This window comes from Chitinophaga sp. Cy-1792, from assembly GCF_011752935.1.
In the GTDB taxonomy this organism is placed as follows: domain Bacteria; phylum Bacteroidota; class Bacteroidia; order Chitinophagales; family Chitinophagaceae; genus Chitinophaga.
Genome location: NZ_VWWO01000001.1, coordinates 2,984,001 through 3,001,339, shown reverse-complemented (window position 1 = coordinate 3,001,339; position 17,339 = coordinate 2,984,001). Strand labels below are relative to the sequence as shown.

Here is a 17,339-nt window from a genome sequence, read left to right as displayed (position 1 = left end):
AGTGCCTGCCGTGTCCACGCCGGGCTTAATACTATTGCTTTTACAGCATATTAGTGTGCAGACATAACGGAATCGATTGAATATCAGGCGACAAAGGCAACCGGTGTATTTTCGGTCAGAAAAACCTATCTTGCCTGGCAGTTATGTCAACCAAAGCAGTGTGTAAATGAGGAAGAGGACTTTACTGAACCTACTTGTATCTACCGTTATGTTTTTAGTGCCTGCCCGTGGCATGCGCGCTCAAACACTTAACTATCAGTTTAATCATATAGATATCAACCATGGCCTGCTCAACAACCAGGTCAATTGCATATTTAAAGATAGTACCGGCTTCATGTGGATAGGTACCATATCCGGCTTAAACCGCTTTGATGGCTACAATTTCAAGGCCTTCCAGCATGATATCCGGGATACCACCAGCCTGTCTGACAACTCGGTAGAAAAGATACAACGTGGCCCGGGCAACCAGCTATGGCTCTATACACGCAGTGGCATCAACATTTATAATCCCGCTACCAGCCGCTTCAATCACCGACCCGAAACAGCATTACAAAAATGGGGTATCCCGGGAAACACCATCAAATCTGTTATCGAACTAAAAAACAAATACATCTTCCTTCATCCGGCCAATGGCGTATATCTGCTGGAATATAATACCAACAAACATCTTCCTAAAATAATCTATACAGATAAAAATAATCAATACCAGACCAGACTTCTCCAACATCTCCCCAACGATACCAATTCTATTGCCAGTAATATTATTGCAGATATCAATACCGACCGCGATGGGAATTACTGGATCATCCACAGCAATGGCATCCTGGAACATGTGAACGGCAATTCGCTGGCTGTAGATTACCGGAACCCTGCCCTGCAAAGGCCCGACAGTACCGGTTTTACCATGAGTACCGATCAGGACGGCGACCTGTGGCTGTTTTCAGAGAAAGATGATAACGGCGTATGGCTATTTGATGTACAGGCAAAAAAATGGACCAACTTCTCCCAAACCACGCCAGGACTGCCTTTGAACAATAATATCATCAGGGGAATCGTACCTGCCAGCAACGGAGAAATATGGATTGGCACCGACCATGGCGGCGTTAATATCATCAATAAAAAAACACATAGCATCCGGTATATACAGCATATTGTAGATGATAACAGAAGCCTGAGTCAGAACAGTATTACTACTTTATATAAAGATAACAGCGGGATCATCTGGATAGGGACTTTCAAGAAAGGCCTGAACTACTACCATGAAAATATGGTTAAGTTCCCGTTGTACCAATACCAGTCGTACAACAGTAACAGCCTGCCTTTTGATGATGTGAACCGGTTCGTGGAAGATGCCGTTGGTAATCTCTGGATCGGCACCAATGGCGGCGGACTTATATATTTTGACAGGAGTCGTGGTACTTTCAAACAATACAAACATGATCCCGGTAATGCAGCCAGTATTTCCGGCAATGTGGTGGTGAGTTTATGTATTGACCATGCACATCAGTTATGGGTTGGCACCTATTTCGGAGGGCTGGACCGCTTTACCGGCAATGGTTTCGTGCATTATAAGCATCAGCCAGGAGATCCCGGCAGCATCAGCGACAACAGCATCTGGGAGATCATGGAAGATCAACACCAGCAGCTCTGGGTAGGCACCCTGAATGGTGGCCTCAACGTGCTGCATCCTGCCACAGGCAAGTTTCAGCATATGGATGGGGTGTATAAATCAAAATATGTAGCAGCCTTACTGGAAGATCATGCCGGCAATATCTGGACCGGTGGCTCGGAAGGAATCACCTTATACAACCCGGCTACGGAAACGACTACACGATTTGTTTGCAGTCCGGGTAAGAGCGGCAGTTTAAGCCACAACAACGTGGTATGTATCTTTGAAGACAGCCACCAGCGTATCTGGGTTGGCACCCGTGAAGGGCTGGACCTCTACGACCCTGCGCATAAAACATTTCATACCCTTCGGAAAGAAGACGGGCTCCCGGATAATACGGTGCTGAATATACTGGAAGCCAACGACGGCACCCTGTGGATGAGCACTCCCAATGGCCTGAGCTGTCTGACGGTAAGTGCCGATGCAAAAACCTTCCGCTTTAAAAACTATGACGAATCCGACGGTTTGCAGGGAAAGGAATTCAATGAAAATGCCGCGCTCAAAACCCGTAAAGGGGAGCTGATATTTGGTGGTGGCAATGGTTTCAATCTCTTCTACCCCAACAATATCTTACTGAATAAATCTATTCCACCGGTAGTACTGACGGATCTCCAGATATTCAACCGTAGTATTCAGCCGGGCGAAAAGCTGCGTGGTGATGTAATCCTGGAGCAGAGTCTTTCGCAGACAACCACCATTACGCTGCGTCATGATCAGAACATGTTCAGCATTGAGTTTGCCTCGCTGAATTATTTTCATCCGGAGAAAAACCGCTATGCCTACATGCTGGAAGGGTTTAGCAAGAACTGGTTATTTACGGATGGCAACCAGCGTAAGGCTACCTTCACCAACCTGGACCCCGGCGATTATGTATTCAGGGTAAAAGCCTCCAACAACGATGGCATCTGGAACGAAGCCGGTACCTCCTTGCACATACATATCCTCCCTCCTTTCTGGAAAACCTGGCCAGCCTTTCTGTTATATGGCTTACTGATATTAGGTGCGTTATTGCTGGCACGCAGGATCATCCTGGAAAGGGAGCGTTTAAAGTTCCGCATTGAGCAGCAACGCAGGGAAGCCGAAAGGATGCACGAGCTGGACACGCTGAAGATACGTTTCTTCACCAATGTGAGTCACGAGTTCCGTACGCCGCTGAGTCTTATTATTACGCCGCTGGAAAAGCTGATCGGCGCGGGGGAAAACCCCTTAAAAGGGCAGCTGGAGCTAATGCACCGCAATGCCCGGCGCCTGCTGAACCTCGTCAACCAGTTGCTCGACTTCAGGAAAATGGAGGTGGAAGAGATCAAACTCCATGCAGCCGCAGGAGATATAGCCGCCTATGTGAAAGAACTGACCTATTCCTTTTCTGATCTTTCTGAGAAGAAACATATACAACTGAACTTCAGCAGCAACGTGAAATCGTTGAAAATGCTGTATGATGCCGATAAAATCGAAAAAATTCTGTTCAATCTGCTGTCGAACGCCTTTAAATTTACACCTGAAGATGGTCGTATCGATATAGACCTACATTATGATGCAGACCTGGCACAGCTGGAGATTGCTGTAAAAGATAATGGTATTGGTATTCCGCTGGAGAAGCAGGCCCATATCTTTGAAAGGTTCTTCCAGCATGATGTTCCCGGCACCGTAATGAACCAGGGCAGCGGTATCGGTTTGAGTATTACCCGGGAATTCGTGAAGCTTCATGGCGGCAGCATCAGTGTAGACAGTGCGCCGGAAATGGGTAGCTGCTTCCTGGTGTCGTTGCCGGTGCATACCACCGAAGCCCCGGTAACGGGTCAGCTGAGCAGCAGGGTGAGGACATCCGCCAGCAGTGCTGCCCCTGTGCCGGTGGTCAATAAAGACCTGCCAACTATTCTGCTGGTAGAAGATAATGAAGACTTCCGCTTTTACCTGAAAGATAACCTTAGCCAGTATTTTAATATAGAAGAAGCAGAGAATGGCCATGCCGGCTGGAAAAAGCTACAACAGCTGCAACCTGATCTTATCGTGAGCGACATCGCCATGCCTGTCATGGACGGGCTGGAGTTATGCCGTAAGGTGCGGAAAAATGATAAGACCAGTCACCTTCCAATGATTATGCTCACGGCCAGGTCGGAAGAGACGCAGCAGCTGGAGGCGCTGGAAATGGGCGCTACCGATTATATCACCAAGCCATTCAACTTTGAGATGCTGTTGTCCAGGATACGTAATACGATTGCCAGGACGGAATCGCTGCGGGAAACCTTCAAACAGCATTTTGAGGCCAATCCGAGCGAAATAGTAATTTCTTCTGCCGATGAGCTGTTTATACAGCAAGCCATAGATATAGTAGAAAAAAATATATCAAATCCAGACTTCTCGGTAGAGGAATTAAGTCGTGCGCTATATATGAGCCGGGTATCTGCCTATAAAAAGATCCTGGGTATCACCGGTAAATCACCGATAGAATTTATCCGGAGTATCCGGTTGAAGCGGGCGGCCCAGTTACTTGAAAAGAGTCAGCTGACCGTTGCCGAGGTAGCCTATGAAGTAGGATTTAATAACCCGAAATACTTCACCAAGTACTTTAAGATGGAGTTTAACGAGCTACCATCTGTTTACAGCAAGAAAAAAGCCGACATTCCTGAAAACTAGCCATGGTAGCGGAAACATTAACAATCCGCTACCTGAAATTCCTGGCTAAAGACCTTTTTCAGTTAACATTTTGACCCGTAATCCTGAACAGAACCGTACCCTCAGTCTGACATGGTGCCGTTATTTTTGTTTTCATCGTTATGAACGTTGCCAACGCAAAAATTCCACTATTATGATAAAGAGGGCGATTCCGATCGTATTACTTACATGGTTATCTTCCTGGGGGTATGCCCAGCAGGTAGATAAATTAGCCGACGGACTGATTGTCAGACCAGCACATACTGTTGCCAATGGAGCCAGGCAGATCAGGTTACAGGTTGTCAACGATAAAGTCATTCACGTTACCGCTACTCCCGGCGATGCCTTTAGTACCACGCCCAGCATTATGGCCGTACCAGGGGCGGAAAGCAATACACCCTGGGAATATGCCGAAGACCAGCTTAGCTATATCATAAAGACCAGGTCCCTGGAAGTACAGGTAAATAAAACCACCGGCAGAATTATCTATAAACATGCTGGCGGCCCCATTATGCTGACAGACGACATGGATGGCGGGCGCAAATTTGAAGCAATTACCATAGATGGTAAAAAATTATATAAAATACAGCAGATCTTCCAGAACGATACCCGTAGTGGTATTTATGGATTAGGGCAGCACCAGACGGGGCTGATGAACTACAACGGCGAAGATGTAGACCTGACCCAGTACAACTCCATTGCCGTAGTTCCGTTCCTGGTATCTACCGATAAGTATGGTATCCTCTGGGATAACTATTCCATCACTAAGTTCGGTGATCCGCGTACCCGTCAGCAGCTGGGAAGCCTGCACCTGACCGGTACCGATGGCAAAGCAGGCGGATTAACAGCCACCTATGCCGATAAAGCCACCGGTAAAGTATACCTGAAAAGATCCGATGACCATATAGATTATGAATTCCTGGAAGACCTGCCAAGACTTCCGGAGAAATTTCCGATGGAAAAAGGCAAAGTGACCTGGGAAGGTAAGATGAGTGGCGATGAAACAGGTGATTACAAATTTTTCATACAGGCATCCGGTTACCTGACCATTACCATCAACGGTAAAACCGTGCTGAATAAGTGGAGAGAAAGCTGGAACCCGGGACCTTCGCAGTTTAAGATTCCTTTACAGAAAGGCATAGCCGTTCCCGTTAAGATAGAATGGATACCCGAAACCGTGCAGTCATTCCTTTCCATGAAGCTGCTCACCCCTACTCCGGCAGCCTATGCACAAAAGACCGTATTAAGTTCCGAAGCCGCCGAGCAGCTGGACTACTATTTCGTAGGCGGCAATAACATGGACGAGGTTATCAGCGGTTACAGGCAAATCACCGGTAAAGCCACCATGCTGCCACAGTGGGCGATGGGTTTCTGGCAGAGCCGTGAGCGCTACAAAACGCAGGACGAAATTGAGCAGACAGTAGCCACCTTCCGTGAGAAAAAGATTCCTTTAGATAACATCGTGCTCGACTGGAGTTACTGGAAACAGGATGAATGGGGCAGCCAGGAGTTTGACCCTGCACGCTTCCCGGACCCTAAAGGCATGATATCCCGCCTGCATGATAAGTACCATACCCATTTCATGATCAGCGTATGGCCTAAATTTTATGAAGGCATTGCCAATTATAAACGCATGGACGAAAAAGGCTGGCTGTACAAACAGAACATCCTCAACAAACAACGCGACTGGATTGGCCAGGGCTATGTATCTACCTTTTATGACGCCTTCAATCCGGATGCACGCAAAATGTTCTGGGGCTTCATGAACGAGCACCTGTTCAGCAAAGGCGTAGATGCGTGGTGGTTAGATGCTACCGAGCCGGATATCCTGAGCAATACCACCATCGAGAACCGTAAGGCGCTCATGAACCCAACCGCTATCGGTCCATCTACCCAATATTTTAATACCTACTCCGTAGAAAACGCCCGTGGCGTATACGAAGGACAGCGTGCTGCCAATCCAGACCAGCGCGTATTCATCCTCACCCGCTCCATGTACGCCGGCAGTCAGCGTTATGCAGCAGCCTCCTGGAGTGGCGACATTGCCGCAACCTTCGAAGAGCTGCGTCGCCAGATTCCTGCGGGACTGAATTCCAGCATGTCTGGTTTACCATGGTGGACAACCGACATCGGTGGTTTCTTTGTAGAAGATAAATATGACCATCCTAATCCGGTAGGACCTGCACTGGATGAGTGGAGAGAGCTGAACACCAGGTGGTTCCAGTATGGCGCATTCTGCCCGCTGTTCAGGGCCCATGGCCAGTATCCTTACCGGGAGATGTTTAACATCGCACCAGATAGCAGCGAAGCATTTAAGTCGATGTTATACTACGATGAGTTGCGTTACCGACTGTTACCATATATCTATACCCTTGCGGGAGAGACTTACCATAACGACTATACGGTAATGCGTGGTTTGCCAATGGATTTCGGTTTCGATACCAGTGTACGTAAGATCGGCGACCAGTTTATGTTTGGTCCTGCCCTGCTGGTAAACCCCATCACAACATACAAAGCAAGAAGCAGGGAATTATATCTGCCAAAATCTACCGGCTGGTATGATTTCTATACCGGGAAATATGAAGCCGGCGGCCGTAAGATCACTGCAGCAGCGCCATTATCGAGGATGCCCCTGTACGTGAGAGAAGGCAGTATTATTCCGATGGGTCCTGTGATGCAATATACCGCGGAGCGTAAGCCAGATACCTTAAACATCTATGTATATACCGGAAAAGACGCCTCTTTTAGTTTATATGAAGATGAGAATACCAATTACCAGTATGAGAAAGGAGCGTTTAGCAAGATTGGATTCAAATGGAACGAGGCCAGTAAGGAATTACAGATAGCAGCCAGGGAAGGGAGTTTCCCGGGAATGCTGGAAACAAGATATTTCAGGGTCTTTTACGTGAGTAAAGATAAGCCGGTATCACCGGATCAGTACAACACAGGAAGTGAACTGATAACATATAATGGAATAGCAAAAACGATCAGGGCCTTCTGACCCGGATCAAACTTTTCAGCTTCCTGTAAAAGTTCAGTATTTAAAATTATAACCAGGACACATTACCCAGCCTTATAAAACACGTTAAACATGAAAATCTGGTACAATCAAGGCAGTACACTGTTCAGACAGTATTTGCTAGGTACGATGGCCGTGTGCGGATTCACCCTTACTGCACCGACACCGGTACACGCTACCACACTCAACAAAGCTCCTTATAACCTTCGTCAGGCAGTAAGCGGACAAGTGGTGGATGCTAAAGACGGCACTCCCCTCCCCGGTGTCAACGTAGTGATAAAAGGCACTACCAAAGGCGCTACTACCAAAGAGGACGGAACATTTACACTGGATGCACAGCCGGGAGATGTTCTTGTTATTTCGCTGGTAGGTTATACCAAACAGGAAATAAAAATACAGCGTTTAGCCGGCAACGTTATTAAACTTGCCTCCGCTGCTACCGGCCTCAATGAGCTGATAGTAGTAGGTTATGGCGCTCAGAAGAAAAAAGTGGTTACCGGTGCTACTGTCCATCTGGGCAACGGCGACCTGATTCAGAACCACAGCGTAAGTGTGGAATCATCGTTACAGGGCCAGGCGCCGGGCGTGCAGGTAACTTCCAATTCCGGTCAGCCGGGCGATGACCTGAAGATCCAGATCCGTGGTATAGGAACGAATGGCGATAGCCGCCCGTTATATATCGTAGATGGATTTCCGGCAGATGATATCGCTTACCTGAACCCTTCGGATATCGCTTCGCTCGACATCCTGAAAGATGCCGCCAGCACCGCGATCTACGGTACACGTGCGGCCAATGGCGTTGTACTCATCACTACCCGTAAAGGTAAGGAAGGACGCACCAGCGTAACACTGGACGCCTCCTATGGCGTACAGAACCCGGCCCGTAAGATGTCGCTGCTGAATGCACAGCAGTATGGCGTTATCATGAACGAGGCCAGCATCAACTCCGGCAAGGCGCCGATATTCAGCACGGACGCACTCAGCAAACTGGGTACCGGTACCGACTGGCAGGACGCAGCCACCCTGAAAAACGCACCGATTCAGAATTACAGCATTGGCCTGAGCGGCGGTAATGCCAAGTCCGTGTATTCAACCGCGTTATCCTATATGGGACAACAAGGTATCATGGGCCTGCCAGGCAGATCTTTCTTCGAACGCACCTCCTTCCGCATTAATTCAGAGCATAAAGTCTGGGACGACAGGATCAAAGCCGGTGAGAACCTGAACTATGCACATATCCGCCAGTCCGGCATCGGTACTGGTAATATCTATAACAACTCCATCAGAGGTTTACTCAACGCCAGCCCTGTTATGCCGCTGAGAGATACTGCCGGCAACTACGGCGTATCGCCGATGGCTGCTGATGAAGTGAACCCGATCGGATTAATTGATTATACGCAGAACAGCAAAAGCATTACAGACCGTTTGATCGGTGATGTTTATGTAGATGCAACCATTATCAAAGGACTCGTATTCCGTTCTGATTTCGGTATCGATCTCTCCTATGTATATAACAACAGCTTTGTACCTGTATACAGTCTGGCTACCAACAACAGCAACACGCACAGTACTGCCAGTCAGGGTATGTACCGCAACCTCAAATGGAACTGGGATAATACCCTGGCTTACCAGCGTCAGTTTGGCAAATCCAACCTGAACGTAATGGCCGGTATGACTGCCTTATCTTTTGATGGTTACAATGTGGGCGGCTCTGCCAGCGACCTTATCATCAGCGACCTGGCTCATGCCCTGCTGAGCAATGGTACCAATGATTCGCTCCGTAAGGTGTTTGGTATGCAAGCCGGTAACAGACTGGCTTCTTACTTCGGTCGAGTGCTGTACAACTTCGATGAGAAGTATATGCTGACCGCCACCATCCGCCGTGACGGTTCTACCAGATTTGGCGCCAACAACAGGTATGGTGTATTCCCTGGCTTCTCACTGGGCTGGGTAGCTACCAACGAATCCTTCATGAAATCTGCCGATAAGTGGCTGAACTTCCTGAAAATCCGTGGTGGCTGGGGTCAGAACGGTAACGACCGTATCCGCGATTACGCATACCTGGCTACCGTTTCCAATCTCTACAAATCTTACTATTTCAATAATGCAAAAGCCGTGGGGGCCTCTCCCGATATTATCGCCAATCCTGACCTGAAATGGGAAAGATCAGAGCAGACCGATATCGGATTTGACGCGACCGTATTCAAGGACTTCAACGTTACCTTTGACTGGTACAGGAAACTTACCCGCGACTGGCTCGTTACCGCTCCAATTCCACAGCTGGCAGGTACCGGCGCACCAACCATCAACGGGGGCAGTGTACTTAACAGAGGTGTGGAACTGGCCATCAACTATTCTCACTCTTTCGGTGAACTGCGTATAGGCGTAGGCGGAAATATCACCTTCAACCACAACGAAGTACTCAGCATTCCTAACCAGGAAGGCGTATTGCATCCTTCCTATAATGGCGTGCTGTCTTCCAACATGGACGAATACTACAGAGCACAGAATGGTATGCCAATGGGCTATTTCTATGGGCTGAAAACAGCTGGCATCTTCCAGAACCAGGCTGAAATTGATGCCTATACCGATAAAAACGGTAATAAGATCCAGCCTAACGCACAACCTGGCGACGTTAAATTCGTAGACCTGAACCACGACGGCGTTATTGACGCTAACGATAAAACCAAAGTGGGCAGTCCGCTACCAACCAATACCTATGGTATTTCGCTGAATGCCAGCTACAAAGGTTTTGACCTCTCCGTATTGCTGAGTGGTGTTGGTGGTAACCAGATCGTGGATGGTACCAGATCATACGACCGTTTCTACAATAATTATTCTACAGATATTTTCAGCCGCTGGCATGGTGAAGGTACGAGCAACAGTACCCCTCGTGTAACCCTGGGTGATGAACCTAACGGTAACTATACGAAGTTCTCTGACCTGTATATACGCAATGGTGCGTTTATGCGTATCAAGAGCGTAAACCTGGGCTACGATTTCAAACATAGTCTGCTTAAACACAGCTCCCTCCAACAGTTCCGCCTGTATGTTTCCGGCATGAACCTGTTCACTTTCACACATTACCACGGATTGGATCCGGAAGTAGGTTATGGTATCGATACCTGGTCATCTGGTACAGATCTGGGTTATTACCCTCAGCCAAGGACCGTGTTGGTAGGACTTAATGTTAAATTCTAATCGCAGCAATTATGAAAAAACTACTCTTCTTATTTATAGCAGGCAGTATGTTAGCCTCCTGCGGCAAAAAGTTTCTGGAAACAAGTCCGCTGGACAGAAAGACCATAGACGCATTTTATAAAACACCGGCAGATGCCTATCAGGGGTTGGTTTCAGCATACAGTATGTTGGACCAGGACGGATACGGCAATATCCTGCTGACCTCCGAAATTGCCTCTGACGATGCATTTGGTGGTGGTGGTAATGCTGACCAGGGTTTGAACCAATGGGATAAGTTCATCAACATGAACGACATTAATGCAGCCGCCTGGAGCAAGTATTATACAGGTATTTACCGTTGTAATATTTTATTACAGAATATCAACGGGGTAGATTTCAAAGCCGATTCTACCACTAAGCACAGGTATATCGCGGAGGCGAAGTTCCTTCGTGCTTACTACTATTTCGACCTGGTGAGAATGTTTGGCAATGTGCCACTGATTACGGTGCCACTGGAGCCGGGCAACTACTTCATTCCGCAGTCCACTCCAGACAGCGTGTATGCGCAGATAGCCACCGATCTGAAAGATGCCGCCAGCAATATGCCTGCTACCGCATTCGGATCTATTCCAAGTGGGGAGTATGGCCGCGCTACCAAATGGGCAGCGGAATCTTTACTGGGCCGTGTATTCCTCTACTACACCGGTTACTATGGCAAACAGAGTATAGGCAGTGTAGTTAGTAAGACAGATGCTACTGCTGCCATTGAAGACGTGATCCAGAACAGTGGTTATTCGCTGGTACCTAAATTCAACAACCTTTTCCGTGCTTCCTCCGATGCCAATGGCTTTGCCGGCCAGAACAACCAGGAAGGGGTGTTCGTGATACAGTATACCTACCTGGGTTTGGGTGATGCCAACCAGAACAATGGTAACAGGGTACAGGTGATGATCGGTATCAGGAGCCAGGTGCTGGGTCCTTACTATAAAGGCTGGGGCGCTGCTACCGTAAACCCTGCATTATACAGGGCTTTCCAGAATGGCGATACCCGCAGAACATCTTCCATCATCTCTATTGATGACGAAGGATATAGTGCAGATTATACCCTGGGTGATCAGGCCCAGTATACAGGATATTTCATCAAGAAATATACGCCGATCAACGACAAGAAGCCGGAAGACCTGGGAGGTAATTTCCAGTGGGATAACTACGATAACTATCCTGTTATCCGATTTGCAGATGTGCTGCTGATGGGTGCAGAGCTGAACCTCACCACCAACCCCGGAAAGGCACAGGGTTACCTGGACCAGGTAAGGGACCGTGCATTCCAGGACCAGGCACACCGTGTAACCCTGAATAATGTGCAGCAGATTATGGATGAGCGCAGGTTTGAGCTGGCACTGGAAGGACATCGTTACTGGGATTTGCTCCGTCAGGGCGTTAGCGTTGCTAAATCAGCGATCGACAACACCGGCGCCACAGCGGCTTTCAACGTAACATTCCGTCCGGAAACCAAAGGACTGTTTTCTATTCCTGAAACACAGATCAATCTTTCCAACGGTACACTGAAACAGAATACCGGCTGGTAATTGCTGATCCAAAAACTTACAACAATGAAACGTATTCATATATATAGTTTAATACTGCTCGCAGCAACGGTGTATGCCTGCAAGCCATATGAAAAGGATATTAAACCTGAGAGTAACGCCAGTATCAAGCTTGACTTCACCGTTACGCAGACACCGGGCTATGATAACCAGGTTACCCTGAAAAGTGATACCAAGGGCGCCATTCCTTACTGGGATTATGTATTTGGTGGCACCAATCAGAAAGATGCCGTGGTGGTGATGCCATTTGCCGGCGACTGGTATATCAAGTTCTTTGCCTATGGAGCAGCCACCCCTAAGTATGATTCCGTGAAGGTAACGGTATCACAAAATGACCCATATTACTTTTCCAGCAAATACTGGAACCTGCTGACCAACGGTGCAGCCGGCAAAACCTGGGTTTGGGCGATGGATGCACCGGATAACAGCTACTATGGCGTGGGCCCGGGCGACTCCCCTACACCTACCTGGTGGGTACCCAGTGTGTCAGAGTTTACCGGTTATGGTGTGGTGAATGATGAGATGACCTTTGACCTCGACAAGGGGCTGAACTATCGCTTATTACATGCCGGCGCTACGACCAAGGCTAACTTTGCCCTGGATACGCTTAACATGACTTTAAAAATCAGTGGTGCTGATATCTCCCAGGGAGAAAAAGTTACCTATAACATATTAAAGCTGACAAGTGACGAACTGTCTTTAGTACAGCAGGGAGATGGCTGGCGTAAGTTCTGGCACTTCAAGCGTAAAGGATTTATATTTTAAAATTCCGCTTATGGCCCCCGTCTCTAGTCTGTAGAGACGGGCTTTTATCAAAAGATATTACAGTATACAATATGCTGTTTTGGTTGTTACCTGTTGCCGGTGCTTTTCAGCACCGGCTATTTTTTTTAGGTGAGATATTTACTATCTTTCCTTAATAACCTCGTTACGCACATGGAAATTAGCGTTCTGACAGCCCCAGGGCTGGGTAGTTCCGGTCCGGAACATTGGCAGACTATCTGGGAACAGATCATTCCCGGTACTAAACGCATAGAACAAAATTCCTGGGATGCACCGGTATGTGCGGCCTGGGTGGCACATATAGAGCGGGAAGTGGCTGCTGCGGGCCCCAAGGTGGTGATTGCCGCGCATAGCCTTGCCTGTCTGGCCGTAGCGCACTGGGCACAGCAAACAAAGCGGACCATTGCCGGCGCTTTGCTGGTAGCTCCGCCTGATGCCAACCGGCCTGATTTTCCGCCAGCAGCTACCGGCTTCAAACCGATTCCTTCTTCCCGACTTCCTTTTAAAAGCATCGTGGTAGCCAGTACCAACGATGAATATTGCAGCATAGACCGGGCAACCTATTTCGCTGCCACCTGGGGCAGCAGGTTTGTAAACCTGGGTGCCAAAGGCCATATCAATGCCGCATCCGGATTGGGAGAATGGCTGGAAGGCCAGCGGCTGCTGAAGGAGCTGGTGATGAACTGGGCTACCCTCTGACAGGGTATATTATTTCAATAGTGCCAGCACAGCCGGATCGTTATAGTCGTCGATGAAGGCAATAATATTATCATAGGCTTCAAACTCATCACGTGTGTGCATGGTAGTGAGTACTACCGCCTGCATGCCTGCATTGGCAGCAGCTTCTACGCCTTTGGGTGCATCTTCGAACACGATACATTGGGCAGGAGCCACTTCTACTTCGGCAGCAGCCTTGAGAAATACTTCCGGGTCAGGTTTGCTGGAGGTAACGTCTTCCGCACTGATCACTGCTTTGAAATAGTGGCGGATATTCAGGTTATCCAGCACATAGCCGATATTAAACTGGTTGGCCGCCGTGCCTATGGCCATCGGGATGTTCAGCGCCGCAGCCTTTTCCAGGAAGGCAGGTAATCCGGCTATCAGCTGGAGGTGCGGGCGGAAAGCCTCCTGGTATAACTCTTCCTTTTCCTGGGCAATGGAAGCCATTTGTTCAGCGGTAAAATGGTCTTTTCCGAAGATACGCTCCAGTAGTTCTTCATTCTTGCCGTACATATGTCCCCTCACCTGCTCACGGTCCAGGTTTGCCCCGAGTTTGTTAAGCATATTATACCATCCTTCCAGGTGATATTCCATGTCGTTGATCATGGTGCCGTTCATGTCGAAAATAAAAGCCATGTTTCTGGTTCTTTTGATGAAGTTCTACGATAAAAAAATGTATATTAGGACTGATTTTAGTGTTAACTAAATGCATACAAGCAATTGTATGGTCCATTTGGCCGTGTCTGCTGCAACAGGCGCGGTTTTTTTTTGCAAAGTACGGAGTTTCACGCAAAGGTGCTGCTTCGTAGCAGCTGATAAGCAACCATTAAGCGCTTCCATATTTACAGGTGCAGTGAAAAAAATGTTATATTTGGTTCTGACCTCTTTGAAAACCCGATAAAATAATCATCGCGATGGATATAAACCAGCGTAATAATATTCATATCATAGGAAAACCGGATGCTGCAGCTACCTTGATTTTTGGCCATGGTTTCGGTCTGGACCAGACAACCTTCCGACAGGTAATTCCTGCATTCGAAAATAATTACAAAATTGTATTATATGACAATGTGGGTGGTGGAAAGTCGGACATAGCTGCGTTTAGCTTTAACCGTTATGCTACCACAGAAGGTTATGTGAAAGATCTGGCAGATATCGTTCATGGGTTAGATCTGAAGAACGTCACTTATATCGGGCATTCTGTAAGTGGAATGATAGGCCTGATGACGAGTTTACAGTATCAGGGAATTTTTGATAAGCTCATCATGATTGGTAGCAGCCCGCGCTATGAAAATGATCCGGTAAATGGTTATGTCGGAGGATTTGACAAAACAGCGCTCAGCGATCTATATGAATCGATGGAAACGAATTATTACGCCTGGACGAGTGGTTTCTCCATGGCAGTAATGAATCAGCCGGAGCGCCCGGACCTGGCGCAGGATTTTGCACGTTCTTTGCAGCAGATCCGCGCAGATATAGCCGTTAGCGTAGCCCGTTCTATTTTTCAGATGGATATTCGCAGGCTATTGCCGCAGGTAAAAATACCAGTGCTGATATTAGAGACGGCAGAAGATATTGCCGTCCCTTCGGTTGTAAGTCAGTATATGGAGGCCAATATTCCCGGAAGTAAACGTTACAAAGTAAATACCACTGGCCATTTCCCTCATATCAGCGCGCCTGGGGAAGTTATCGCCGGCATCAAAACATTTCTATAATTTTTTCATCGATTTAACACATTAGCGTGACAAGTTGGGAAAGTAAAGCGCTTAGTTTTATTAATCAGACAAGCCGCTGGGATAAAGACAAACACATAGCTTCCTTTCTTGCCTTCAGTATAGATTTATTGAAAACCTTGCTGCAGGCCAATATTATATTGCAGATAGCATTTGAAGATGAGGCTACCGCTAAAATAAAAAATGCCACACCGTCTTACCTGGAAGATATGGTGCTGAACCCTGAGCCTATAAAAAAACTCATCTATAGCAATGGTTTCAAAACTATTTACTGGCAGACGATGCCGCCGGATAACCAGAACGTTTTGCGGGAGGTACTCCAGGCCTTTTCTTCTGCTGCGCTGATACCATTATATACAGAACCTGCCAGCAGCCTCATACTCCTGGGATGGAGCGAGCCCAAAACGTTTAATAACTCTTTCCAGGAATGTATGGAAACGATACGCCTGCGCCTGAAGGAAATTATTACGTATACACAGCAGCATGTGCATTATCAGCGTGTGGCAGCCAGGTTTTCGGCTATTATGCATACCATTCCGCATGCCCTGATCTTCATCAATAACGATGGCTATTCCGGGTGGGTCAATCATGCAGCGGCAGAAATGCTGAACCTTTCCGGGCCCGGAGAACAGCTGCCCGCCATCCTATCAGATGCCATGATGCAGCTGCGCAATAAAACCAGTAACGCCTCTGAAATCTATCAGGAAGCCATGCGCCTGTTCAGTAGTCCTAATAAAGCTATTACCGACTGGGAATGGATTTTTCCTGCACCAGAAGAAAAAACCTATCTGGTGCAGTGTCTGCCGGTATCTACCCAGCAAGTAAGCGGCAGACTATGGATTTTTGAAGAGAAGAAATTATAAGGTATACATCACAGTTTATACCAGAGGAAATAGAATTTACTACCTTTTCCCGGATCGGATTCTACCCATACTTTCCCACCCTGTTCTTCTACCAGCATTTTAAAAATATTCAACCCGATACCGCTGCCACTGGCCTTTTCACTATCACCTCTTTCAAACAGTTTAAATATACGGTCTGTATCCCGTCTGGCTATTCCCGGGCCATTATCCTGTACATAAAACTCGTAGTAATCATCTTTATCCTGTCCGCCAATATGAATCTCGGTTTCTTCTTTGTCGTTATACTTGATGGCATTGGCGACCAGGTTCTGAAATACCTGCTGTAATTTTAATTTATTGGTAAAAACGACCGGCAGTTCATTATCAATATGAATGTGTACATTTTTCGGCAGGAACAACATTTTTATCAGCTGGTTGAGTAGCTGTTCAACCTTCACCTCTTCCTTAGGCTGGTCGTCATCATTTTTCAGCGTATAATCGAGTACGCTGGTGATCATTTGGGTGAGATGATTGGTGGCTGTCAGCACGATCTGCATATATTCGTTGAGGTCCGGTTCCTGTGTGATACGGGGATCTTCGCTGATGATGTTCAGTAGCCCGATAGCGCCGTTCAGCGGTGATTTCAGGTCGTGGGCTACTACAAACATAAATCGCTCCAGCTGTTTATTAACTTTCTCTTTATCAGCCAGTGCTTTTTTGAGTTCGTTCTGATAAAAATATAGTTTTTCAAAAACATTCACTTTGGCACGGGTGAGGTCGATATCCAGTGGCTTGGAGAGGTAGTCTACTGCGCCTTCTTTAAAGCCTTTGAGCACATACTGTTCTTCCTTGTTGATCGCTGTAACAAAAATGATGGAGATATCTTTTGTTTTAGGATTGGATTTGAGCAGGCGTGCTACTTCATATCCGTCCATGTCTCCCATTTGCACATCCAGCATAATCAGGCCGATATCGCTGTGTTTAAGGGCCATTTTCAGCGCTTCATTTCCTGAGTTCGCCTTCAGGAAGGTACGATTAGGGGCCTGTAGCATCTCTTCCAGTGATAACAAATTTTCAGGTCTGTCATCAACCAGCAGGATCGTAATGGTATTGGATGCATCGGTCATCGTC

Annotated in this window: 10 protein-coding genes; 8 read left to right on the top strand and 2 right to left on the bottom strand. The window is 47.4% G+C overall.

Annotated elements, in window-relative coordinates:
* The first annotated feature begins 166 nt into the window (after positions 1-166).
* From F3J22_RS12185 to F3J22_RS12160, 6 genes are all read left to right on the top strand, one after another.
* Complete coding sequence (locus F3J22_RS12185) at positions 167-4,306, top strand: hybrid sensor histidine kinase/response regulator transcription factor (RefSeq protein WP_167017480.1); 4,140 nt, start codon at positions 167-169, stop codon at positions 4,304-4,306.
* Between the two features lie 172 nt (positions 4,307-4,478).
* Complete coding sequence (locus F3J22_RS12180; RefSeq protein WP_167017478.1) at positions 4,479-7,325, top strand: TIM-barrel domain-containing protein; 2,847 nt, start codon at positions 4,479-4,481, stop codon at positions 7,323-7,325.
* Between the two features lie 90 nt (positions 7,326-7,415).
* On the top strand, positions 7,416-10,544 hold the full coding sequence (locus tag F3J22_RS12175; protein ID WP_167017476.1) for a TonB-dependent receptor: 3,129 nt from the start codon (positions 7,416-7,418) through the stop codon (positions 10,542-10,544).
* Between the two features lie 11 nt (positions 10,545-10,555).
* Entirely contained in the window at positions 10,556-12,112 is a 1,557-nt protein-coding gene (locus F3J22_RS12170; protein WP_167017474.1) for a RagB/SusD family nutrient uptake outer membrane protein, read from the top strand.
* Between the two features lie 24 nt (positions 12,113-12,136).
* A complete protein-coding gene (locus F3J22_RS12165) occupies positions 12,137-12,895 on the top strand; it encodes a hypothetical protein (RefSeq protein WP_167017472.1) in 759 nt (252 codons plus the stop codon).
* A 171-nt stretch (positions 12,896-13,066) separates the two neighbouring features.
* On the top strand, positions 13,067-13,612 hold the full coding sequence (locus F3J22_RS12160) for an alpha/beta hydrolase (protein WP_167017470.1): 546 nt from the start codon (positions 13,067-13,069) through the stop codon (positions 13,610-13,612).
* 9 nt (positions 13,613-13,621) lie between these two features.
* Here F3J22_RS12160 and F3J22_RS12155 read toward each other — a convergent pair whose 3' ends face one another.
* The gene (locus tag F3J22_RS12155; RefSeq protein ID WP_167017468.1) at positions 13,622-14,269 is read right to left on the bottom strand and encodes an HAD family phosphatase; all 648 of its coding nucleotides are present in this window, start codon (positions 14,267-14,269) and stop codon (positions 13,622-13,624) included.
* Between the two features lie 278 nt (positions 14,270-14,547).
* On the opposite strand from F3J22_RS12155, the gene F3J22_RS12150 reads away from it, so the two are divergent.
* Complete coding sequence (locus tag F3J22_RS12150; protein ID WP_167017466.1) at positions 14,548-15,348, top strand: alpha/beta fold hydrolase; 801 nt, start codon at positions 14,548-14,550, stop codon at positions 15,346-15,348.
* A gap of 26 nt (positions 15,349-15,374) precedes the next feature.
* Positions 15,375-16,229 carry a hypothetical protein gene (locus F3J22_RS12145; protein WP_167017464.1) on the top strand — a complete coding sequence of 285 codons (855 nt, stop codon included), beginning with the start codon at positions 15,375-15,377 and terminating at the stop codon, positions 16,227-16,229.
* A gap of 8 nt (positions 16,230-16,237) precedes the next feature.
* On the opposite strand, the gene F3J22_RS12140 is transcribed toward F3J22_RS12145, so the two are convergent.
* The gene (locus tag F3J22_RS12140; protein WP_205195193.1) at positions 16,238-17,335 is read right to left on the bottom strand and encodes an ATP-binding protein; all 1,098 of its coding nucleotides are present in this window, start codon (positions 17,333-17,335) and stop codon (positions 16,238-16,240) included.
* Positions 17,336-17,339 lie beyond the last annotated feature (4 nt).

Coding starts and splice junctions, on each gene's coding strand:
- F3J22_RS12180 (WP_167017478.1), top strand. CDS start 4,479: ATGATAAAGAGGGCGATTCCGATCGTATTACTTACATGGTTATCTTCC.
- F3J22_RS12150 (WP_167017466.1), top strand. CDS start 14,548: ATGGATATAAACCAGCGTAATAATATTCATATCATAGGAAAACCGGAT.
- F3J22_RS12140 (WP_205195193.1), bottom strand. CDS start 17,335: ATGACCGATGCATCCAATACCATTACGATCCTGCTGGTTGATGACAGA.
- F3J22_RS12170 (WP_167017474.1), top strand. CDS start 10,556: ATGAAAAAACTACTCTTCTTATTTATAGCAGGCAGTATGTTAGCCTCC.
- F3J22_RS12155 (WP_167017468.1), bottom strand. CDS start 14,269: ATGGCTTTTATTTTCGACATGAACGGCACCATGATCAACGACATGGAA.
- F3J22_RS12165 (WP_167017472.1), top strand. CDS start 12,137: ATGAAACGTATTCATATATATAGTTTAATACTGCTCGCAGCAACGGTG.
- F3J22_RS12175 (WP_167017476.1), top strand. CDS start 7,416: ATGAAAATCTGGTACAATCAAGGCAGTACACTGTTCAGACAGTATTTG.
- F3J22_RS12185 (WP_167017480.1), top strand. CDS start 167: ATGAGGAAGAGGACTTTACTGAACCTACTTGTATCTACCGTTATGTTT.
- F3J22_RS12160 (WP_167017470.1), top strand. CDS start 13,067: ATGGAAATTAGCGTTCTGACAGCCCCAGGGCTGGGTAGTTCCGGTCCG.